The sequence below is a fragment of the Streptomyces sp. NPDC006624 genome, from assembly GCF_040611555.1.
Taxonomy (GTDB): Bacteria; Actinomycetota; Actinomycetes; order Streptomycetales; family Streptomycetaceae; genus Streptomyces.
This window is the reverse complement of sequence record NZ_JBEXOM010000008.1, coordinates 119,517-140,842: the sequence shown is the minus strand read 5'-3', so window position 1 is coordinate 140,842 and position 21,326 is coordinate 119,517. Positions and strand designations below refer to the sequence as shown.

Sequence of the window (21,326 nt, the reverse complement as noted above, 5' to 3'; positions counted from 1 at the left end):
TCGGTCGCGGCGGGGTGGGGCGGCGGCTCGGCTCTCGGACGCCCGGTCGCGGCAGGACGAGCCGACAGCCTGGCTGCCTGCCCCCCGTTCACAGCGGGACGAGGCGGCACCCCCGCTCCCGTCCTCCCGGCCGCAGCCAGGCGAGGCGTCCCCCCGTCCCCCAGCCGTCCGGTCGTCCGTGCACGCCTCCTCCGGGACGCGGCTCGGCGCCGCCCGGCCCCGTCAGGAGGGCCCCACGGACCTGCGGCTGGTACCGCCCGCCCTCGCCGCCTGGGGGACGGCGGCGCTGGTGCTGGACGCGCCGGCGGCGGTGGTCGTGGCGATCGTGGCCGGCTGCCTGGTCCTGGTCGGGCTGCTGCCGCTGGTCCGGCGGCGCGGGGCGGCGTCATGGCCGCGGGTCTCGGCCGCCGCCGTGCTGTTGTGTGCCGCGGCGGCAGCGGCCTCGGCCGGGCTGCACGGGGCGGAGCTGCGGCGCGGGCCGGTGCCGGGACTGGCGCGGGAGTACGCCACGGTGACAGCCGAGGTCGAGCTGACCTCCGACCCGCGGCTCACCCGGCCCCGGGTGCGGGGCGACCAAGTGGCACCGGCCGCCGTGCTCATCGACGCCGAGGTGCGCAGCGCCCAAGAGGCGGGCGGCGCCGCGGTGGTGACGCGGACTCCGGTCCTGGTGATCGTGGACGTACCGCCGCCCGCCACGCACCGGGTGGCGGGCCCGCCGGTGCGGTCGCGATGGCTCGGGCTGCTGCCGTCGACACGGCTGCGGCTGAGTGCCGCGCGGCTGGCGCCCGCCGTGACGCGCGGCGACCGGATCGCGGCCGTGCTGCGGGTACGCGGTGGGGCGGTGCCGGAGGTGGTGGGTGAGCCCTCGGCGGCGCAACGGCTCGCAGGGCGGCTGCGCGCCGGGCTGCGGGAGGCGACGGACGGACTGCCCGCCGACGCCCGGGCGTTGCTGCCGGGGCTGGTCGTCGGGGACACCTCGCGGATCACTCCGGAGCTGGAGGAGGCTTTCAAGGAGACCGACCTCACCCACACCCTGGCCGTGTCCGGAGCCAACTTCACGATCCTGCTCGCCCTGTTGCTCGGTCCACCGGGGCTGGCGCAGCGCGTGGAGCGGCGAGGACTCGCGCCCCGCCTCGGCCTCTCGCTGCGGGCGACCGCGGTGCTCGGCGGTGCGCTCTCGCTCGGGTTCGTCGTGGTGTGCAGACCCGATCCGAGTGTGGTGCGCGCCGCGGCCTGCGGTGCCGTCGCGCTCGTCGCCCTGGCGACCGGCCGCCGGAGGTCGATGATCCCGGCGCTGGCGACGGCGGTCCTGTTGCTCGTGCTGTACGACCCGTGGCTGGCGCGGAGTTACGGCTTCCTGCTCTCGGTCGTGGCCACCGGGGCCCTGCTCACGCTCGCGCCCCGCTGGAGCGCCGGGCTGCGGCGGCGCGGGGTGCCGCCGGGCCTCGCCGAGGCGCTGGCCGCCGCAGCCGCCGCGCAGGCGCTGTGCGCGCCCGTCGTCGCCGTGCTGTCGGCGCGGGTGAGCCTGGTGGCCGTGCCGTGCAATCTGCTCGTGGAGTCCGCGATCGCGCCGGCCACGGTGCTGGGCTTCGCGGCGCTGGCCACGGCACCGGCGGCGATGCCGCTGGCCGAGGCCCTGGCGTGGTGCGCGCAGTGGCCCGCCGAGTGGATCGCGGAGATCGCGCGGACCGGGGCGGCGCTGCCGGGCGGGGGAGTGGACTGGCCGGGCAGTTGGTCCGGCGCGGCGCTGCTCGCGGCCGTGACCCTGGGCGTGGTGACGGCGGGGCGGCGGCTGCTCCGGCACCCCTGGTGGTGCGGGGCCTGCGGGCTGCTGCTGGCACTGGCCGTGGTGCAGCCGCCGCCGCTGACCCGGGTGGTCACGGGCTGGCCGCCGCCGGGCTGGCGGCTGGTGATGTGTGACGTGGGGCAGGGGGACGCCGTGGTGCTCGCGGCGGGCGAGGGCGCCGGTGTGGTCGTCGACGCGGGACCCGATCCGCTGCTCGTCGACCGGTGCCTGCGCGACCTCGGCATCACCGAGGTCCCGCTGATCGTGCTCACCCACTTCCACGCCGACCACGTGGCGGGCCTCCCGGGGGTGCTGCGTGGACGGGCGGTGGGTGCGATCGAGACGACGGGGCTGGAGGAGCCCGTCGACCAGGCGGCGTTCGTGCGGAGAGTGGCGGCGGCGCGGCGGATTCCCGTGACGCGGGCGGCGGCGGGGGAAGAGCGGCGCACGGGGGAGCTGTCCTGGCAGGTGGTGTGGCCGCCGCCGAGCCCGCCGCCGGACGCGCCTGCGGGGCCGCATCCCGGGCTGCTGCCGGCCCACCCGGTGCCGGAGGGGCCGAACGACGCCAGTGTCGCCATGCTGGTCAGGTCGGCGGGGCTGCGGCTGCTCCTTCTCGGGGACCTCGAACCCCCGTCCCAGCGGGCTCTGGCGAGGTCGCCGGCGGCGCGGGAGCTGGAGGGCGTGGACGTGCTGAAGGTCGCCCACCACGGCTCGGCCTACCAGGACCCGGGTCTTCTGCGCCGGGCCGCCCCGAGACTGGCTCTCATCAGCTGCGGCGAGGACAACCCGTACGGGCACCCGGCTCCCGGCACCCTCGCGGCGCTGCGTGCCGGAGGCGCGGCGGTGCTGCGGACGGACCGGGACGGCGCGCTGGCGGTCGCGGGAGGGGAGGGCGAGTTGACCGTGGCGCGAGACTGAGGGCATGAACTCAGCACAGGTTGATGCCTATCTCCGCCGACTGGGAGCCGAGCACCCGGCGTGGCCCACCGCCGACGTGCTGCGCGAGCTGCACCTGCGCCATCTGCGGGCCGTGCCGTTCGAGAACCTCTCGATCCATCTCGGCGAGGAGATCGTGCTGGAGGAGAAGCGGCTGCTGGACAAGGTGGTGGGGGCGCGGCGGGGCGGGTTCTGCTACGAACTGAACGGGTCCTTCGGGGCGTTGCTGGCCGCGCTGGGATACGACGTGACGCTGCTCGCGGGCCGGGTGTACGGGGACGGGGGGCGGTTGGGGGTGCCGTACGACCATCTGGCGCTGCGGGTGCGGACGGTGGACGGGGGCGACTGGCTGGCCGACGTGGGGTTCGGGGCGCACAGCCACCTGCCGCTGGCGTTCGGGGAGCGGGGGGAGCAGGAGGATCCCGGGGGCGCGTTCCGGATCGTCGAGGCGGGACCGGACGCGGCCGGGGTGCGCGGTGGGCACGACACCGTGGAGGCGGCGGACCTGGACGTGACCCGGGACGGCAGAGCGCAGTACCGCCTGGAGGTGCGGCCGCGGACGCTCGGCGACTTCGCGGTCGGGGCGTGGTGGCACAGCACCTCGCCGGAGTCGCACTTCACGCGGTCACTGGTGTGTTCGCGGGTCACGGGGGACGGAGGACGGATCACGCTCAGCGGGCGCAAGGTCACGTCCACGGCGGCCGACGGGACGAAGGAGGAGCGGGAGCTGGCGACGGACGAGGAGGTGCTCGGGATGTACCGGGAGGATTTCGGGATCGAGCTCGGCGGCGTGCCGGTGCTGCGGCGGTCCGTCTAGGGGGCGGCGGCGCGGCATCGCCCGTGTCGGACAATGTGCGGCGTGAGTGATGTGCGACATGTGCTGGTGCTGCCCGACCGGGATGCGGCGGAGGAAGCGGCCGAGGCGCTCGCGGAGCGGTTCGGCGTGGTCGAGGAGCCGCAGCTGGTGCGGGACGCGCTGGCCGGTGAGGACGACGCCGAGGACGCGCAGTGGCTGGTCGTCCTGAGAGACGAGGAGGGGCGGCTCGACCCCGGGGAGCTGGACCGTTTCGCCGGTGAGTGGGAGGGCTGGCGGGAGGAACCGTAGGTGCCCGCGGGCCGCTCCGCCCGGCGTTCCCGCGGGCCGCTCCGCCCGGCGTTCCCGCGGGCCGCTCCGCCCGGCGTTCGCTGGCGGGGTCGGTCGTCGGGGCGAGGCCTGTCCGTCCGGGCAAGGCCGGGCCTGTGCATCCGGGCAAGGTCGTCCGGGCGGGGTCGTCGGGGCGGGGACCGTCCGTCCGGACGCGTTGTCGGTGCCGCGTGGGATGCTGGGCGCGATGGCCAGGAAGACTGCGAATGACGACCCTCTCGCCCCCGTGACGCTCGCCGTGGGCCAGGAGGACCTGTTGCTGGACCGTGCCGTGCAGGAGGTGGTGGCTGCCGCGAAGGCCGCCGACGCCGACACGGACGTCCGCGACCTGACCCCCGAGCAGGTGCAGCCCGGCACGCTCGCCGAGCTGACCAGCCCGTCGCTCTTCGCGGAGCGCAAGGTCGTGGTCGTGCGCAACGCACAGGACCTGTCGGCCGACACGATCAAGGACGTGAAGGCCTACCTCGGGGCGCCCGCGGAGGAGATCACGCTGGTGCTGCTGCACGCGGGCGGCGCCAAGGGCAAGGGCCTGCTCGACGCGGCGCGCAAGGCGGGCGCGCGCGAGGTGGCCTGCCCGAAGATGACGAAGCCGGCGGACCGGCTGGCGTTCGTGCGGACCGAGTTCAGGACGGCGGGCCGGTCCGCCGCCCCGGAGGCGTGCCAGGCGCTGGTCGACGCGATCGGCAGCGATCTGCGGGAGCTGGCGTCGGCCGTCTCCCAGCTGTGCGCGGACGTCGAGGGGACGATCGACGAAGCCGTCGTCGGGCGGTACTACACCGGGCGTGCCGAGGCGTCGAGTTTCACGGTCGCCGACCGCGCGGTCGAAGGGCGGACCGCCGAGGCCCTGGAGGCGCTGCGCTGGTCGCTGTCCACGGGGGTGGCGCCGGTGCTGATCACGAGCGCGCTGGCCCAGGGCGTCCGGGCGATCGGCAAGCTGTCGTCGGCCCGGGGCGGCCGGCCGGCCGATCTCGCGCGCGAGCTGGGGATGCCGCCCTGGAAGATCGACCGGGTGCGGCAGCAGATGCGCGGCTGGACGCCGGACGGCGTGGCGACGGCGCTGCGGGCGGTGGCCGAGGCCGACGCGGGCGTGAAGGGCGGCGGTGACGACCCGGCGTACGCGCTGGAGAAGGCCGTGGTCACCATCGCACGAGCGGCTCGCTCCAGAGGGCGCGGCTAACGTCCCGTCCCCGGGCCGGACCGGACCGGGGCGCGGCGGCGCGGTCCGCGGCCCGTCACCGCGTATGCCGTCTCCCGGGCGGCGCTCCATGCCGCCACGCCGCCATGCTGGCTTGCCGCATTGCCGCATTGCCGCATTGCCGCCATGCCACCGGTCCGCCATGCCGCCCGGGCCCCCCGGAGGGACAATCGGGAGTGTCAGCCGTACGTCGCCAAGGGACGGAAAGGTGGCGAGGGGCATGGCTGAACACCCGCACGCAACACTGGTCCGCAAGGGGTTCGACGCCTTCAGCCGGGGAGATCTGGACGCCCTGCGGGAACTGATCGCGATGGACGCCACCCATCACGTGCCCGGCAGCCACCCGCTCTCGGGTGACTTCAAGGGGCAGGACGCGATCATCGACATGTACCGGCGGCTCGCCGAGGAGACCGCGGGGTCGATGCGCCTGGAGGTGCTCGGGATCGCCGTCGACGGCCGGGGGCACGCGGTCGGCATGTGCAGGGTCACCGCCGAGCGCAAGGGCAGGCACCTGGACGACACCGGATGCATCGTCTTCCGGATCGTCGGCGACAAGGCCACCGACCTCGACGAGTGCGTCGAGGACATCGAGAAGAGCGACGAGTTCTGGTCCTGAACGGGACGGGATCCGGGCAAGCCGAAGGCCGGGTGCCCTCCCATGGGGAACAGGAGAGCGCCCGGCCTTTGGATCAGACTGCTGGATCCGCGCCCGCGTGGCGAACGCAGGCCGCGCGCGGATCCGAAAGGGGTGCCGGACGGGAGCGGATGAGAGAGGGCCCGCTCGATTCCCTCCGGCGTCACATCAGATGTCAGCCCTTGAGCGCGGCGACCTTCTGAGCCAGCGCCGACTTCTTGTTGGCGGCCTGGTTCTTGTGGATGACGCCCTTCGAGACGGCCTTGTCGAGCTGACGCGCGGCAGCGCGCTGGTACTCGGTGGCCTTCTCGGCGTCACCCGCGGCAGCAGCCTCACGGGCCTTGCGGATCGCGGTCTTGAGGGAGGACTTGACGGCCTTGTTGCGCAGCCGCGCCTTCTCGTTGGTCTTGATCCGCTTGATCTGGGACTTGATGTTCGCCACGAATGAGCCTTTTCAGGTTCTGGCACGGGCCGCACGGATGCCGCACGATCCCTGCCGGGTGATTTCTTGAGGTCGTGCCTCCTGCGAGAGGGCATGAGGCACAGCCACCCAGGCTACCAGCGGGCCCATTCCCGGCCCAAACCCGTCCATGGTCCCCGCCCGTGGGACCATGGAGGCTACGTATCGATCCGACCCGAGACCGCAGACACTGCGGACGCCTCAAGAATCAGGACCCTGCGTGCCCGCGATCCCCAGCCACGTGCCCGAGCCGAGCCGTACCGACCCGGCTCTGATCCGCAACTTCTGCATCATCGCGCACATCGACCACGGCAAGTCCACGCTCGCCGACCGGATGCTCCAGCTGACCGGAGTGGTCGAGCAGCGGCAGATGCGCGCCCAGTACCTCGACCGCATGGACATCGAGCGCGAGCGTGGCATCACGATCAAGTCTCAGGCGGTGCGTCTGCCGTGGGCTCCCACCCACGACAAGACCAACACGCACATCCTGAACATGATCGACACCCCCGGGCACGTCGACTTCACCTACGAGGTCTCGCGGTCGCTCGCCGCCTGCGAGGGCACCGTCCTCCTGGTCGACGCGGCCCAGGGCATCGAGGCCCAGACCCTCGCCAACCTGTACCTGGCGATGGAGAACGACCTCACGATCATCCCCGTGCTGAACAAGATCGACCTGCCGGCCGCGCAGCCCGAGAAGTTCGCCGACGAGCTCGCCCACCTCATCGGGTGCGACCCCGCCGACGTGCTCAAGGTCTCCGCCAAGACCGGGCTCGGCGTCGAGGCGCTGCTGGACAAGGTCGTCGAGCAGGTCCCGGCCCCGGTCGGCGTCAAGGACGCCCCGGCGCGCGCCATGATCTTCGACTCCGTCTACGACTCCTACCGGGGCGTCGTCACGTACGTCCGTGTCATCGACGGGCAGCTCAACAAGCGCGAGCGCATCAAGATGATGTCGACCGGCGCCACGCACGAGCTGCTGGAGATCGGCACCAACTCGCCGGAGATGCTCGGCGCCGACGGCCTCGGTGTCGGCGAGGTGGGCTATCTGATCACCGGCGTGAAGGACGTCCGCCAGTCGAAGGTCGGTGACACCGTCACCAGCCAGTCCAAGGGTGCCACCGAGCCCCTCGGCGGCTACAAGGACCCCAAGCCCATGGTCTTCTCGGGCCTGTATCCGCTGGACGGCTCGGACTACCCCGAGCTGCGCGAGGCCCTGGACAAGCTCCAGCTCAACGACGCCGCGCTGGTGTACGAGCCGGAGACCTCCGCCGCCCTCGGTTTCGGCTTCCGCGTCGGCTTCCTGGGCCTGCTGCACCTGGACGTGATCCGCGAGCGGCTGGAGCGCGAGTTCGGGCTCGACCTGATCGCCACCGCGCCGAACGTGGTCTACCGCGTGGTCATGGAGGACGGCAGCGAGCACACGGTCACCAACCCCAGCGAGTTCCCCGAGGGCAAGATCTCGGAGGTCTACGAGCCGGTCGTGCGGGCCACGATCCTGGCGCCCAGTGAGTTCATCGGCTCGATCATGGAGCTGTGCCAGACCCGGCGCGGTGTCCTGCTCGGCATGGACTACCTCTCCGAGGAGCGGGTCGAGATCCGCTACACCCTGCCCCTCGCCGAGATCGTCTTCGACTTCTTCGACCAGCTGAAGTCCAAGACCCGCGGCTACGCCTCGCTCGACTACGAGCCCACCGGCGAGCAGACCTCCAGCCTGGTCAAGGTCGACATCCTGCTGCACGGCGACAAGGTGGACGCCTTCTCGGCGATCACCCACAAGGACCAGGCGTACGCGTACGGCGTGCGGCTCGTCGCCAAGCTCAAGGAGCTGATCCCGCGGCAGGCCTTCGAGGTGCCGGTGCAGGCCGCCATCGGCTCCCGGGTCATCGCCCGCGAGACCATCCGCGCCATCCGCAAGGACGTCCTCGCCAAGTGCTACGGCGGTGACATCTCCCGGAAGCGCAAGCTGCTGGAGAAGCAGAAGGAGGGCAAGAAGCGGATGAAGATGGTGGGTTCCGTGGAAGTCCCGCAGGAGGCGTTCATCGCCGTCCTGTCGAGCGATGACAGCGCGGGGTCGGGCAAGGGCAAGAAGTAACCGCTGATTACCGCGGGTTACACCGCAAACCGGGTAGAACTGGGGCCCGCCGTGCGAAAGTGCGGCGGGCCCTGTGCGTCCGCGGGGTAGCTGTCTCTGTGAAGTGACAGGCCGCAGCCCCTTACGCGGCGGCCGGTCGACCTTTACTCTGATCCCTGCTCCCTAGTTACTCGCGAGTTAAACAAGGGTCGTGACCTGCACCTCGTCATGCCCCCCAGCTCGTGAGTGCCACCCAGCCGCACCTGAGCCAGCCGCACTGTCGCGGGCCCGGAGGATGTCGTGAGCGACACACAGACTTTGATCGAGAACCGTCCGCCGTCCGTGGCGGGCCTCTTCCTGGAGCGCGTGGCGGCCACGCCGGACGCCGAGGCGTACCGGTATCCGGTTCCCTCGTCCACCGGCCAGGGCCCGGACGAGTGGAAGTCGCTGACCTGGGCGCAGGCAGCCGAGCGGGTCTTCGCCATCGCGGCGGGGCTCATCGAGCTGGGCGTGCAGCCCGAGCAGCGCGTCGCCCTCGCCTCCAGCACCCGGATCGAGTGGATCCTGGCCGACCTCGGCATCATGTGCGCCGGCGCCGCCACGACCACGGTGTATCCGCAGACCAACGCCGACGAGTCGGCGTACATCCTGTCCGACTCCGGGAGCCGGGTGCTCATCGCGGAGAACGCCGAGCAGGTCGCCAAGGCCAAGGAGAAGCACGGCGAGCTGCCCGAGCTGACCCATGTCGTGGTCGTCGACCCGGCCGGCGCCGAGACCGCCGACTGGATCCTCACCCTGGAGGAGCTGGAGAGGCGCGGCGCGGCCCGGCTGGAGAAGGACCCGGAGCTGATCAAGGAACGGGTCGGCGCGATCACCAAGGACCAGCTCGCCACCCTCATCTACACCTCCGGCACCACCGGCCGCCCCAAGGGCGTGCGCCTGCCGCACGACAACTGGTCGTACATGGCGAAGGCGATCGCGGCGACCGGGCTGGTCAGCAAGGACGACGTGCAGTACCTGTGGCTGCCGCTGGCGCACGTCTTCGGCAAGGTGCTGACCTCCGGGCAGATCGAGGCAGGGCACGTCACCGCCGTCGACGGCCGTGTCGACAAGATCATCGAGAACCTGCCGGTGGTCCAGCCGACGTACATGGCGGCCGTGCCGCGCATCTTCGAGAAGGTCTACAACGGCGTGGCCGCCAAGGCCCGGGCGGGCGGCGGCGCCAAGTACAAGATCTTCCAGTGGGCCGCCCAGGTCGCCCGCGAGTACGCCAAGGTCTCCCAGGACAACTTCCGGCGGACCGGGACCGCGTCCGTGCCGTTCGGGCTCGGCGCGAAGCACAAGGTCGCCGACGCGCTGGTGTACGCCAAGATCCGTGAGGCCTTCGGCGGCAGGCTGCGGGCGTGCGTCTCGGGCTCGGCCGCCCTCGCGCCCGAGATCGGCTTCTTCTTCGCCGGCGCCGGCATCCACATCCTGGAGGGCTACGGGCTCACCGAGTCCTCGGCGGCGTCCTTCGTGAACCCGGGCGAGGCCTACCGCACCGGTACGGTCGGCAAGCCGCTGCCCGGCACGGAGGTGCGGATCGCCGACGACGGGGAGATCCTGCTGCGCGGCCCCGGGATCATGGAGGGGTACCACAACCTGCCCGAGAAGACCGCGGAGGTCCTGGAGTCGGACGGGTGGTTCCACACCGGCGACATCGGCGAGCTCTCGCCCGACGGGTACCTGCGGATCACCGACCGCAAGAAGGACCTCATCAAGACGTCCGGCGGCAAGTACATCGCGCCGGCGGAGGTCGAGGGCCAGTTCAAGGCGGTCTGCCCGTACGTGTCGAACATCCTGGTGCACGGGGCCGACCGGAACTTCTGCACGGCGCTCATCGCGCTCGACGAGATCGCGATCACCGAGTGGGCCAAGGACAACGGCCTGGAGGGCAAGCCGTACGCGGAGATCGTGGCGGCGCCGCAGACCGTCGAGATGGTCGACGGCTACGTGAAGCAGCTCAACGAGGGGCTGCAGCGCTGGCAGACCATCAAGAAGTTCCGGCTGCTCCCGCGTGACCTCGACGTCGAGCACGGGGAGATCACGCCGAGCCTGAAGCTGAAGCGGCCCGTCGTGGAGCGGGAGTACAAGCACCTGATCGAGGAGATGTACGCGGGGTCGCGCGAGGCGTAGGGGGTCGCCGAGGGCTGTGCGGCGGGTGCGGGTCCGTCCCGTGGCTCGTCGCGCAGCTCCCCGCGCCCCTGACGCACCTCCCCGCGCCTCTAACGCACCTCCCCCGCACGGCGTCGCAGTTCCTGGACCTCCGCCCTGAGGCGTTCCACCTCTCTGCCCTTGCGGTAGAGGTCCAGGAAGACGCCGACCTTCGCCCTGAGGACCCACGGGTCGAAGGGCTTGGTCAGGTAGTCGGCGGCGCCGGTGGCGTAGCCGCGGAAGGCGAGGCCCGCGTCGTCGTCCGCGCCGGTCAGGAAGATGATCGGGACGTCGCGGGTGTGGACCAGGCGTTTGAGGTGGGACGCCGTCTCGAAGCCGTCCATGCCGGGCATGCGGACGTCGAGCAGGACCAGGGCGACGGGCTGCCGCAGCACGGCCTTCATCGCCTCCTCGCCGGAACGGGCCCGTATCAGCGGTTCGTTGAGGGAGGCGAGGACGGCCTCCAGGGCGGTCAGGTTGTCCTCCATGTCGTCGACCAGGAGGATCCCGGCGCGTTCGTGACGGGTGCCCGTGCTGCTCATACCTCTTCTTCCGTGCCCTCGGGGTCCAGCAGTGCGCACGCGACGGTCAGCAGCCGGTCGACGTCCACCGGCCCGGGCACGTGGTCGTTGGCGCCGCGGGCGATGGCCTTCTCCCGGTCACCGGGCATCGCCTCGGCGGTCAGTGCCACGATCGGCAGGCCCGCCGAGCGGGGTGTGGGGCGGATCGCGGAGATCGTCTCGCAGCCGTCCATCTCCGGCATGGGTCCACCATCGAGTTCAAGGCCCGGCCCACTCGGCGCGGGTCGCCGCGTGACTGCCGGGTCCCGTCGTGCAGATCGACCCGCTGGGTCGGATCGCCGCCGGCCACCGCGTCCCGCACCCGCGTGGCGTTCGCCGCCGGGGCGACCAGGGCGTCGAGCAGCCGGTTCACGTCGTTCACGCGGGAGGTCCACTGCCCCTGCCCCGGACTGGCCGAGAGCCGCTCGTCGAGCCGGCCGTGCCGCACCAGCTCCCGCCGCACCCGCCGCACCTCACCGGTGAAGTGCACGCTGCGGGCGGTGATCCGGTGGAAGCCCCCGGCGAGTTCGGCCACCGTCCCGTGGCCGGTTTCCGGCGCCTTGGTGAAGTCGCCAGCGCGTACGACTGCCATCGCGGCGAGCGGGGGACGGAGATCGGATGCACGAATATGACCGTCTTCGTGCCGGTCTTCGACCACAGCGGTAGCAGGGTTCTCACTCATGGCGGCCCACTTCGGTAACTCGGTGCTTATGGGCGGGGTCAGTCTGTCACTCTGTCGGCATCGACTGTGGCGTATTCGTACGAACTGCCCGGGGAGCTGTCCATGGGGGCCATTCCGACGCAGCGGGAGATCACCTCCCGTGCCTCAGGGGTGCCTGCACACGTTGGGGAGACGCCTGTGCCCGTTCAGGAGGGGCCCGTTCACGAGGGTCCCGCAACCACCGCAGGGGCCGTTCCGCCGGCCGCCGGGACGACCGTCCCGTCCGCCGCGAAGCCGGTCCCCGCCGCGAGCACGCCGGTGTGCACGGCGCCCGTGCCCGAGGCGGAGGCGCCCGTGCGGGAGTGTGCGCGGGCGCGTGCGACCCTGTCCGGCAGTTCCGCCGCGCCGGGCGCCGCCCGCGCCCTGCTGCGCTCGGCGCTCGCCGAGTGGACCGTGCTGGCGCTGCCCGGCGCCGGGCAGCTCACCGACCGCCTGTCCGCCGACGCCCTGCTCGTCGTCAGCGAACTCGTCACCAACGCCGTCGTGCACGCCGGCACCGACGTCGAGATGGAGTGCCGGCTGGAGGGCGCGGACGAGGGGACGGCCGCCCTCGTCGTCGAGGTGTCCGACCACCACCCCTCCCGCGCCCCGCGCGGCGGCGAGCCGGACACCCCGCACGACACCCCCGAGTACGGACGCGGACTGCGGCTCGTCGGCGCGCTCTGCGAGGCGTGGGGGATCACCTACCGGACCGGGCGGAAGACCGTCTGGGCGCGGTTGCCTGCGGCCGGGGGCGAGGCCGGGGAGCAGATCGAGGCCTACGCCGGGGAGCACGCCCTGGCGAGCGGCCTGCGGGTCGCGGAGATCCTGGCTCCCGAGCCGCCCGGGGGCCGGGACGCCGGCCCCACCGGCGACACCCGGACGGGCTGGCGGCGCGACTGGTCCGAACCGCCGGATCCCCACGGCCCGGGGGACTGGCGGGAGTGGACCGACGTACGGGACTGGCGCGACCGCCACGAGGACCGGGACGGACCCGACGGCCACTGGCTCGGCCGGGGCGCCCTGTCCTTCCTCGCCGAGGCCTCCGACCTGCTCGCCGGGCAGCTCGACGAGGACCTCGTCGCCGCTCTGACCGGGCAGCTGATCGTGCCCCGGCTAGCCGACTGGTGCGCGGTCTGGCTGGAGGACGAGGCCACCGGCGGCCGGCACGGCGCGGCCGGGGCGGGCGGGGCCCGGCTGGCCCGGGTCTGGCACGGCAGCGAGAACCGCATCGAGGAGCTGCGCCGGGCCCTGGAGAAGGACCCGCCGCCCTCGTCCGACCCGCTGCGGTCCGGGCCCGTCGACTACCCCTGGCCCGGCGAGGCGCTCGGCGACGCACCCGGGGCGCCCGGCTCGGCCCTCGCCTACCGGCTCGCCGCCGGCGGACGCCCCCTGGGCACCCTCGTCCTCGGACGGTCCGGCACCGCCCGCTTCCCCGACGAGATCACCGGTCTGGTCGAGGACCTCGGCCGCCGCGTCGCCCTCGCCATCGGCGCCGCCCGCCAGTACGCTCGGCAGGCCACCATCAGCGCCGTGCTGCAGCGCGGCCTGCTGCCCGGCGCCGTGGCCGAGATCCCCGGGGTGCGCAGCGCCCTCGTCTACGAGCCGTACGACAAGGGCGGGCCCAGCGGCGACTTCTACGACCTGTTCCCGGCCGGGGACGGCCGCTGGTGCTTCGCCGTCGGCGACGTGCAGGGCAAGGGCCCCGAGGCGGCCGTCGTCATCGGCCTCGCCCGGCCCTGGCTGCGGCTGCTGGCCCGCGAGGGCTACCGGGTCGCCGACGTCCTGGACCGCCTCAACCAGCTGCTGCTCGACGACGCCACGGAGGCCGCCGACGCGGCGGCCCGGGCCCTGGTCGCCGCGGGCGCGCGGCAGCCCCCGCCCGGCGACGGCCCGCAGACGCGCTTCCTGTCCCTGCTCTACGGCGAGCTGGTCCCCTTCGACGGCGGGGTCCGCTGCACCGTCGCCTCCGCCGGGCACCCGCTGCCCCTGCTGCTCGGTGCGGGCGGCGAGGTCCACACCGCCGCGCAGCCGCAGACCCTGCTGGGCGTCTTCGAGGACGCCACGTACACCAGTGAGAGCTTCGAGCTGCGCTCCGGCGACACGCTGCTGTGCGTCACCGACGGCGTCACCGAGCGCCGCTCCGGTTCACGCCAGTTCGACGACGGCGACGGGCTCGCCGCGGCCCTGGCCGGCTGCGCCGGGCTGGACGCCGAGCTGATAGCCGAGCGGATCAAGCGGCTGGTGCACGAGTTCTCGGCGCGCCCGCCGGCCGACGATCTGGCGCTGCTGGTGCTCCAGGCGGAGTGAGGGCGCGGGTGCTGGACAATGGAGGGCATGCCTTCCGCACTTCCCGACGGCGAGCCCGTCCCCGAGGACGGGGCGCTGCCCGCGTCCGCGCTCGCCGGGGCCGCCGACCGCCCGCTCGGCTTCTACCTGCACGTTCCGTACTGCGCCACCCGCTGCGGCTACTGCGACTTCAACACCTACACGGCCACCGAGCTGCGCGGCAGCGGCGGAGTGCTCGCCTCCCGGGACAACTACGCCGGGACGCTGGTGGACGAGATCCGGCTGGCGCGAAAGGTGCTGGGCGACGATCCGCGTCCCGTGCGCACGGTGTTCGTGGGCGGCGGCACCCCGACGCTGCTGGACGCCGGTGACCTCGTACGGATGCTGCGGGCGGTCCGGGACGAGTTCGGGCTGGCGGCGGACGCCGAGGTCACGACGGAGGCGAACCCGGAGTCGGTCGATCCCGCGTATCTGGCCGCCCTGCGCGAGGGCGGCTTCAACCGGGTCTCCTTCGGGATGCAGAGCGCGCGGCAGCACGTGCTGAAGGTGCTCGACCGCACGCACACGCCGGGGCGGCCGGAGGCGTGCGTCGCGGAGGCCCGGGCGGCCGGGTTCGAGCACGTCAACCTCGACCTGATCTACGGCACGCCGGGCGAGTCGGACGACGACTGGCGGGCGTCGCTGGACGCGGTGCTGGCGGCCGGCCCGGACCACGTCAGCGCGTACGCGCTGATCGTCGAGGAGGGGACGCAGCTGGCACGGCGGATCCGCCGCGGCGAGGTCCCGATGACCGACGACGACGTCCACGCCGACCGGTACCTCATCGCGGACGAGGTGCTCTCGGGCGCGGGCTTCGAGTGGTACGAGGTGTCGAACTGGGCGACCTCCCCGGCGGGGCGGTGCCTGCACAACGAGCTGTACTGGCGGGGTGCCGACTGGTGGGGGGCCGGGCCCGGTGCGCACAGCCACGTGGGCGGGGTGCGGTGGTGGAACGTGAAGCACCCGGGCGCCTACGCGGCGGCGCTCGCGGCCGGGCGTTCGCCCGGGGCCGGGCGTGAGCTGCTGAGCGACGAGGACCGCCGGGTCGAGCGGATCCTGCTGGAGCTCCGGCTGCGGGACGGGGTGCCGCTGTCGCTGCTGCGGGAGGAGGGGCTCGCGGCGTCCCGGCGGGCCCTGGCGGACGGGCTGCTTCAGGAGCGGCCGTACCAGGAGGGGCGGGCCGTGCTCACCTTGCGCGGGCGGTTGCTGGCGGACGGTGTCGTGCGCGATCTGGTGGACTGAGGCGCGCGGCGTGGGTGCCGGGGCCGGGGCGTCGGGCCCGGCCGAGCCGGGTGCCGCGCCCACCCGTGCCGCCCCCGGCGGCACGACGGCCCGCAGCTGCGCCTGGTGAATGCCGGCAGGTACGCCCGCGGCTCACGCCGTCACGAAGTCGATCAGTTCCTCCACCCGGCCCAGCAGTTCCGGCTCCAGGTCCTTGTACGACCGCACCCCCGACAGGATCCGCTGCCAGGCCGCGCCCGTGTTCTCCGGCCAGCCCAGGGCCCGGCACACGCCCGTCTTCCAGTCCTGGCCCCTCGGGATCCGGGGCCAGGCCCCGATGCCCAGGGACGCCGGCTTCACCGCTTCCCAGATGTCGATGTAGGGGTGGCCGACCACCAGCGCGTGCTCGCTGGTCACCGACCGGGCGATGCGCCACTCCTTCGAGCCCGGGACGAGGTGGTCGACCAGGACGCCGAGGCGGGCGTCGGGGCCCGGGGCGAAGGAGTCGACGATGGCGGGAAGGTCGTCGACGCCCTCCAGGTACTCCACGACCACGCCCTCGACGCGCAGGTCGTCGCCCCACACCTTCTCGACCAGCTCGGCGTCGTGCCGGCCCTCGACGTAGATGCGGCCGGCGCGGGCCACGCGGGCGCGGGCGCCGGGGACGGCCACCGAGCCGGAGGCGGTGCGGGTGGGGCGGGCCGGGCCGCCGGACGAGGGGCGGACCAGCGTCACGGCCCTGCCCTCCAGCAGGAAACCGCGCGGTTCCATCGGGAAGACCCGGTGCTTGCCGAAGCGGTCCTCCAGCGTGACCGTGCCCGCCTCGCAGCGGATCACCGCGCCGCAGAAGCCCGTACCGGACTCCTCGACCACCAGGCCCGGCTCCGCGGGGACCTCGGGAACCGGCTGGGGCTTCTTCCACGGCGGGGTCAGGTCCGGAGAGTACTGGCGCATTCGGATGACGATAGGAGAAGCCGCGGGGCGATCACGGAGACACGCCGAAACGGGCCGTCAGCGCGTCGCGCTGGGCCCGGACGAACGCCGCGTCCACCACCGCTCCGTGACCGGGCACGTACAGCGCGTCCTCGCCGCCCAGGGCGAGCAGCCGGTCCAGGGCGGCCGGCCACCGCGACGGCACGGCGTCCGGGCCCGCCTGCGGCTCGCCGGACTCCTCGACCAGGTCGCCGCAGAACACCACCTCCGGATCGCCCGGCACCAGCACCGCCAGGTCGTACGCGGTGTGCCCCGGGCCCACGTTCGCCAGCAGCACCTGGCACCCGCCGCCCAGGTCCAGGGTCCACTCGCCGGAGACCAGGTGGCGGGGGGCGGCCAGCCGCCCGGCCGCCTCCCGCGCGACGTCCTCCGCCAGGCCGTTGCGCTCCGCGTCCGCAGCCAGCTCCTCACGGTCCCGCAGCCGCGTCAGCACCGTGTCCACGCCCACCGCCGCGAACACCTCCGCGTCCGGGAAGGCCGCCGTCCCGAAGACGTGATCGAAGTGGGGGTGGGTCAGCGCGAGATGTGTCACACGACGACCGGTCAGCGAGTGTGCCTGCTCACGCAGCCGCGCGCCCTCGGCCGGGCTGGAGCCCGCGTCGATCACGAGGACCGCGTCCGCACCGGCGACCAGCCCCGCCGTGCAGTCCCACACCGGCAGCCGGCACCGCCCCACCCCGGCGGCCACGCGCTCCCACCCCGCCTCTTCCCAAGTCACCGTCATACCGCGACGCTAGCGGTGCCCCCCGCCGCGGGCACGGCGCCGCACGACCAGCCTTGCCGACGGTGTACCCCACCGCCGTACACTGGGCCGGGGAATGCTGGCACTCGCACGCGCAGAGTGCCAGGCCGTGAACGGCGGGCAACGGGCGGACGACTTCTGGAGGTGTGCGCGATGCTCAGTGAACGCAGACTGCAGGTGCTGCGCGCCATCGTCCAGGACTACGTCGGCACCGAGGAGCCGGTCGGCTCCAAGGCCCTCACCGAGCGGCACAACCTCGGCGTCTCCCCGGCGACCGTCCGCAACGACATGGCGGCCCTCGAGGACGAGGGGTACATCGCCCAGCCGCACACCAGCGCCGGGCGCATCCCCACCGACAAGGGCTACCGCCTGTTCGTGGACAAGCTCGCCGGTGTCAAGCCCATGACCGCGCCCGAGCGGCGCGCGATCCAGAACTTCCTGGAGGGCGCCGTCGACCTCGACGACGTCGTGGCGCGCACGGTGCGGCTGCTCGCGCAGCTCACCCGCCAGGTCGCCGTCGTGCAGTACCCGTCGCTGACCCGGTCCACCGTGCGGCACGTGGAGCTGCTCTCGCTGGCGCCCGCGCGGGTGATGCTCGTGCTGATCACGGACACCGGGCGGGTCGAGCAGCGGGTGGTCGACTGTCCGGCGCCCTTCGGCGAGGCCTCCCTCGCGGATCTGCGTGCCCGTCTCAACAGCCGTGTGGCGAACCGCCGTTTCGCGGATGTGCCGAGTCTGGTGGAAGATCTCCCGGAGGCGTTCGAGCACGAGGACCGGGGTACGGTCTCCACGGTGCTCTCCACACTCCTGGAGACGCTCGTCGAGGAGAACGAGGAGCGGCTGATGATCGGCGGCACCGCCAATCTGACCCGCTTCGGTCATGACTTCCCCCTCACGATCCGGCCGGTGCTGGAGGCGCTCGAGGAGCAGGTCGTGCTCCTCAAGCTGCTCGGCGAGGCGAAGGATCCGGGCGTGACCGTCCGTATCGGTCACGAGAACGCCCACGAAGGACTCAACTCCACGTCCGTCGTGTCGGTCGGCTACGGTTCGGGCGGCGAGGCAGTCGCCAAGCTCGGCGTGGTCGGACCGACCCGCATGGACTACCCGGGAACGATGGGAGCGGTACGCGCAGTGGCACGGTACGTCGGACAGATCCTGGCGGAGTCGTAGTGGCCACGGACTACTACGCCGTACTCGGCGTGCGCCGCGACGCGTCGCAGGAAGAGATCAAGAAGGCCTTCCGGCGGCTCGCCCGCGAGCTGCACCCGGACGTCAATCCGGATCCGAAGACCCAGGAGCGGTTCAAGGAGATCAACGCCGCCTACGAGGTGCTGTCGGACCCGCAGAAGAAGCAGGTCTACGACCTCGGCGGCGACCCGCTCTCGCAGGCCGGCGGCGGCGCGGGCGGCTTCGGGGCCGGCGGCTTCGGCAACTTCTCGGACATCATGGACGCCTTCTTCGGCACGGCGTCGCAGCGCGGACCGCGCTCGCGCACCCGCCGCGGCCAGGACGCCATGATCCGCATCGAGGTGGAGCTCGACGAGGCGGCCTTCGGCACGACGAAGGACATCCAGGTCGACACGGCCGTCGTCTGCAACACCTGCAACGGCGAGGGCGCGGCGCCGGGCACCTCGGCGCAGACCTGCGACATGTGCCGCGGCCGCGGTGAGGTGTCGCAGGTGACCCGGTCCTTCCTGGGCCAGGTCATGACGTCCCGCCCCTGCCCCCAGTGCCAGGGCTTCGGCACGGTGGTCCCGACCCCGTGCCCCGAGTGCGCCGGCGACGGCCGCGTGCGGTCCCGCCGCACGCTCACGGTCAAGATCCCGGCCGGTGTCGACAACGGCACGCGCATCCAGCTCGCCGGGGAGGGCGAGGTCGGCCCGGGCGGCGGCCCGGCCGGTGACCTCTACGTCGAGATCCACGAGCTGCCGCACAGCACGTTCCAGCGGCGCGGCGACGACCTGCACTGCACGGTGACGATCCCCATGACGGCGGCGGCCCTCGGCACGAAGGTGCCGCTGGAGACGCTCGACGGCATGGAGGAGGTCGACATCCGCCCGGGCACCCAGTCCGGCCAGTCGATCCCGCTGCACGGCCGGGGCGTCACGCACCTGCGCGGCGGCGGACGCGGCGACCTCATCGTCCACGTCGAGGTCCAGACCCCGACCAAGCTCGACCCCGAGCAGGAGCGGCTGCTGCGCGAGCTCTCCAAGCTCCGCGGCGAGGAGCGCCCGCAGGGCCAGTTCCAGCCGGGGCAGCAGGGGTTGTTCTCGCGGTTGAAGGATGCGTTCAACGGGCGCTGACGGAGGGCTGTCCGGCGTCTGCCGGGGGTCCGGGGGTCGCCCTCCGGGCAGGCACAGTCAGCCGGGGCAGCAGGGGTTGTTCCCGCGCTTGAAGGACGCGTTCAACGGGCGCTGACGGAGGGCGGCCCGCGGGTGGCCGCGGGCCTTCCGCGGGCAAGAGGAGGCGCACGTTTCCTCTGGTCTATGCCACCCGCAGGCCGGATTCGGACTTGTTCGGAGGACGTGACAACATGCCGTCATGTCCTCCGCACTGACCGATCTCTTCCCTCTCCCGATCGTGCAGGCCCCCATGGCGGGCGGCGTTTCGGTGCCGCAGCTCGCGGCCGCCGTGTGCGAGGCGGGCGGGCTCGGTTTCCTCGCCGCCGGTTACAAGACCGCCGACGGGATGTACCAGGAGATCAAGCAGCTCCGGAGCCTCACCAGCAGGCCCTTCGGCATCAACGTCTTCCTGCCCCAGCCGGAGTACGCCGACCCCGCCGCCGTCGACGTCTACGCCCACCAGCTCGCCGGCGAGGCCACCTGGTACGAGACCGAGCTCGGTGATCCGGAGAGCGGCCGCGACGACGGCTTCGAGGCGAAACTCGTGGTGCTGCGCGACAACCCCGTACCGGTGGTGTCCTTCCACTTCGGCGTCCCGAGCCGTGAGGTCGTCGACGCCCTGCACCGCGTCGGCACCTTCGTGCTGGCCGCCGCGACCACCCCCGACGAGGCCAGGGCCGTCGAGCGGGCGGGTGCGGACGCGGTCATCGCGCAGGGCGTCGAGGCGGGCGGCCACCAGGGCACGCACCGCGACGTCCCCGAGACGGACGGCTCCGGACTGGGCCTGCTGTCGCTGGTCGCCCAGGTGCGCGAGGCCGTCGGCATCCCGATCGTCGCCGCGGGCGGCATCATGCGCGGCGGCCAGATCGCCGCCGTGCTCGCCGCGGGCGCCAGCGCGGCCCAGCTGGGCACCGCGTTCCTCGCCACGCACGAGTCGGGAGCGCACGCCCTGCACAAGCAGGCGCTGACCAACCCCCTGTTCGTACGGACGGAGCTGACCCGGGCGTTCTCGGGGCGGCCCGCGCGGGGCCTGGTCAACCGGTTCCTGCGGGAGCACGGGCCCTACGCGCCCGCCGCCTATCCCGAGCTGCACCACCTCACCGCGCCGCTGCGCAAGGCCGCCGCCAAGGCGGGGGACGCGCAGGCCATGGCGCTGTGGGCCGGGCAGGGCCACCGGATGGCGCGCGAGCTGCCCGCCGGGCAGCTGGTGGAGGTGCTCGCGGGCGAACTCGCCACGGCCCGCGCGGTGCTGGCCGGCGGGGGTGCGCGGTGACCGCGCCGGTGTTCGTCGTCGAGCACTTCGACGCGGGCGGCGGCGGACGGTACGTCCTGGACGGGCCGGAGGGGCGGCACGCCGTCTCCGTGAAGCGGCTGCAGCCCGGTGAGGACGTCGTGCTCACGGACGGCGCCGGCCGCTGGGCGGACTGCGTGGTGCTCGGCACCGAGGGCAAGGACCGGCTGATCGTCCAGCTGGACTCGGTCGGCGAGGAGCCGCCGGAGCAGCCGCGGGTCACCGTCGTCCAGGCGCTGCCCAAGGGCGACCGCGGGGAACTGGCCGTCGAGACCATGACCGAGGTCGGCGTCGACGCCGTCGTCCCGTGGGCGGCGGCCCGTTGCATCACCCAGTGGAAGGGCGACCGCGGGGCGAAGGCGCTCGCCAAGTGGCGGGCCACCGCCCGGGAGGCCGGCAAGCAGTCACGCCGGGTGCGCTTCCCGGAGGTCGCGGGGCTGGCCACGACCAAGCAGGTCGCCGCGCTGCTGAGGGACGCCGACTTCGCCGCCGTCCTCCACGAGAGCGGCGAAACGCCCCTGGCGACCGCCGAGTTGCCGTCGGCCGGCGAGATCGTGCTGGTCGTGGGGCCCGAAGGGGGAGTGGCGCCGCAGGAGCTGGCGCTGTTCGGGGAAGCGGGGGCCGAGGCGTACCGCCTCGGGCACAGCGTGCTGCGCACATCGACTGCCGGGACGGCGGCCGCGGCCGTGCTCCTGGCTCGCACCGGCCGCTGGTCCTGACCCCGTCCTGACCC

18 protein-coding genes and 1 pseudogene are annotated in these 21,326 nt (G+C 73.2%); 13 read left to right on the top strand and 6 right to left on the bottom strand.

Features of this window, described 5'->3' with window-relative positions; translation table 11 throughout:
• Positions 1–178: 178 nt before the first annotated feature.
• From ABZY20_RS17550 to ABZY20_RS17530, 5 genes are all read left to right on the top strand, one after another.
• A complete protein-coding gene (locus ABZY20_RS17550; protein WP_356442417.1) occupies positions 179–2,704 on the top strand; it encodes a ComEC/Rec2 family competence protein in 2,526 nt (841 codons plus the stop codon).
• Between the two features lie 4 nt (positions 2,705–2,708).
• On the top strand, positions 2,709–3,539 hold the full coding sequence (locus ABZY20_RS17545; RefSeq protein WP_356442416.1) for an arylamine N-acetyltransferase: 831 nt from the start codon (positions 2,709–2,711) through the stop codon (positions 3,537–3,539).
• A gap of 42 nt (positions 3,540–3,581) precedes the next feature.
• Positions 3,582–3,827: a hypothetical protein gene (locus tag ABZY20_RS17540; protein WP_356442415.1), complete on the top strand. Its 246-nt coding sequence runs from the start codon at positions 3,582–3,584 to the stop codon at positions 3,825–3,827.
• Between the two features lie 226 nt (positions 3,828–4,053).
• Positions 4,054–5,043, top strand: a complete 990-nt coding sequence (gene holA / locus ABZY20_RS17535; RefSeq protein WP_356442414.1) for a DNA polymerase III subunit delta — start codon at positions 4,054–4,056, stop codon at positions 5,041–5,043.
• 238 nt (positions 5,044–5,281) lie between these two features.
• Positions 5,282–5,677, top strand: coding sequence for a nuclear transport factor 2 family protein (locus tag ABZY20_RS17530; RefSeq protein WP_356442413.1), 396 nt, complete (start codon positions 5,282–5,284; stop codon positions 5,675–5,677).
• Positions 5,678–5,870: 193 nt separating this feature from the next.
• Here the strand turns inward: ABZY20_RS17530 and rpsT are convergent, their stop codons facing one another.
• Positions 5,871–6,137 carry a 30S ribosomal protein S20 gene (rpsT, locus tag ABZY20_RS17525; protein ID WP_086849999.1) on the bottom strand — a complete coding sequence of 89 codons (267 nt, stop codon included), beginning with the start codon at positions 6,135–6,137 and terminating at the stop codon, positions 5,871–5,873.
• Positions 6,138–6,375: 238 nt separating this feature from the next.
• On the opposite strand from rpsT, the gene lepA reads away from it, so the two are divergent.
• Both lepA and ABZY20_RS17515 read left to right on the top strand, forming a co-directional pair.
• The gene (lepA, locus tag ABZY20_RS17520) at positions 6,376–8,244 is read left to right on the top strand and encodes a translation elongation factor 4 (RefSeq protein WP_356442412.1); all 1,869 of its coding nucleotides are present in this window, start codon (positions 6,376–6,378) and stop codon (positions 8,242–8,244) included.
• Between the two features lie 279 nt (positions 8,245–8,523).
• Entirely contained in the window at positions 8,524–10,398 is a 1,875-nt protein-coding gene (locus ABZY20_RS17515) for an AMP-dependent synthetase/ligase (RefSeq protein ID WP_356442411.1), read from the top strand.
• Between the two features lie 89 nt (positions 10,399–10,487).
• Here ABZY20_RS17515 and ABZY20_RS17510 read toward each other — a convergent pair whose 3' ends face one another.
• The 3 genes and pseudogenes from ABZY20_RS17510 to ABZY20_RS17500 all read right to left on the bottom strand — a co-directional run.
• Positions 10,488–10,958 (bottom strand): response regulator, encoded by a 471-nt coding sequence (locus ABZY20_RS17510; protein ID WP_356442410.1) that lies wholly within the window; start codon positions 10,956–10,958, stop codon positions 10,488–10,490.
• A complete protein-coding gene (locus ABZY20_RS17505; protein ID WP_356442409.1) occupies positions 10,955–11,179 on the bottom strand; it encodes a response regulator in 225 nt (74 codons plus the stop codon). Before ABZY20_RS17505 ends, ABZY20_RS17510 begins: the two co-directional genes overlap by 4 nt.
• A 2-nt stretch (positions 11,180–11,181) precedes the next feature.
• A pseudogene (locus tag ABZY20_RS17500) lies at positions 11,182–11,658 on the bottom strand (hybrid sensor histidine kinase/response regulator); the annotation flags it as partial.
• Between the two features lie 102 nt (positions 11,659–11,760).
• On the opposite strand from ABZY20_RS17500, the gene ABZY20_RS17495 reads away from it, so the two are divergent.
• Positions 11,761–13,986, top strand: a complete 2,226-nt coding sequence (locus ABZY20_RS17495; protein ID WP_356442408.1) for a SpoIIE family protein phosphatase — start codon at positions 11,761–11,763, stop codon at positions 13,984–13,986.
• A 27-nt stretch (positions 13,987–14,013) separates the two neighbouring features.
• Positions 14,014–15,246, top strand: a complete 1,233-nt coding sequence (gene hemW / locus ABZY20_RS17490; protein WP_356442407.1) for a radical SAM family heme chaperone HemW — start codon at positions 14,014–14,016, stop codon at positions 15,244–15,246.
• A 132-nt stretch (positions 15,247–15,378) separates the two neighbouring features.
• On the opposite strand, the gene ABZY20_RS17485 is transcribed toward hemW, so the two are convergent.
• Both ABZY20_RS17485 and ABZY20_RS17480 read right to left on the bottom strand, forming a co-directional pair.
• Positions 15,379–16,179, bottom strand: a complete 801-nt coding sequence (locus ABZY20_RS17485; RefSeq protein WP_356442406.1) for a DUF3097 domain-containing protein — start codon at positions 16,177–16,179, stop codon at positions 15,379–15,381.
• A 31-nt stretch (positions 16,180–16,210) separates the two neighbouring features.
• On the bottom strand, positions 16,211–16,942 hold the full coding sequence (locus ABZY20_RS17480) for an MBL fold metallo-hydrolase (protein WP_356442405.1): 732 nt from the start codon (positions 16,940–16,942) through the stop codon (positions 16,211–16,213).
• 171 nt (positions 16,943–17,113) lie between these two features.
• Here ABZY20_RS17480 and hrcA point away from each other — a divergent pair, with 171 nt between their 5' ends.
• The 4 genes from hrcA (at position 17,114) to ABZY20_RS17460 (ending at position 21,312) form a co-directional block, all read left to right on the top strand.
• On the top strand, positions 17,114–18,130 hold the full coding sequence (gene hrcA, locus ABZY20_RS17475; RefSeq protein ID WP_031111606.1) for a heat-inducible transcriptional repressor HrcA: 1,017 nt from the start codon (positions 17,114–17,116) through the stop codon (positions 18,128–18,130).
• The gene (gene dnaJ, locus ABZY20_RS17470; protein ID WP_094057618.1) at positions 18,130–19,263 is read left to right on the top strand and encodes a molecular chaperone DnaJ; all 1,134 of its coding nucleotides are present in this window, start codon (positions 18,130–18,132) and stop codon (positions 19,261–19,263) included. The genes hrcA and dnaJ overlap by 1 nt, the downstream gene beginning before the upstream one ends.
• Positions 19,264–19,501: 238 nt before the next feature.
• Positions 19,502–20,575 (top strand): nitronate monooxygenase, encoded by a 1,074-nt coding sequence (locus ABZY20_RS17465; RefSeq protein WP_356442404.1) that lies wholly within the window; start codon positions 19,502–19,504, stop codon positions 20,573–20,575.
• Positions 20,572–21,312, top strand: a complete 741-nt coding sequence (locus tag ABZY20_RS17460; RefSeq protein WP_356442403.1) for a 16S rRNA (uracil(1498)-N(3))-methyltransferase — start codon at positions 20,572–20,574, stop codon at positions 21,310–21,312. Before ABZY20_RS17465 ends, ABZY20_RS17460 begins: the two co-directional genes overlap by 4 nt.
• Positions 21,313–21,326 lie beyond the last annotated feature (14 nt).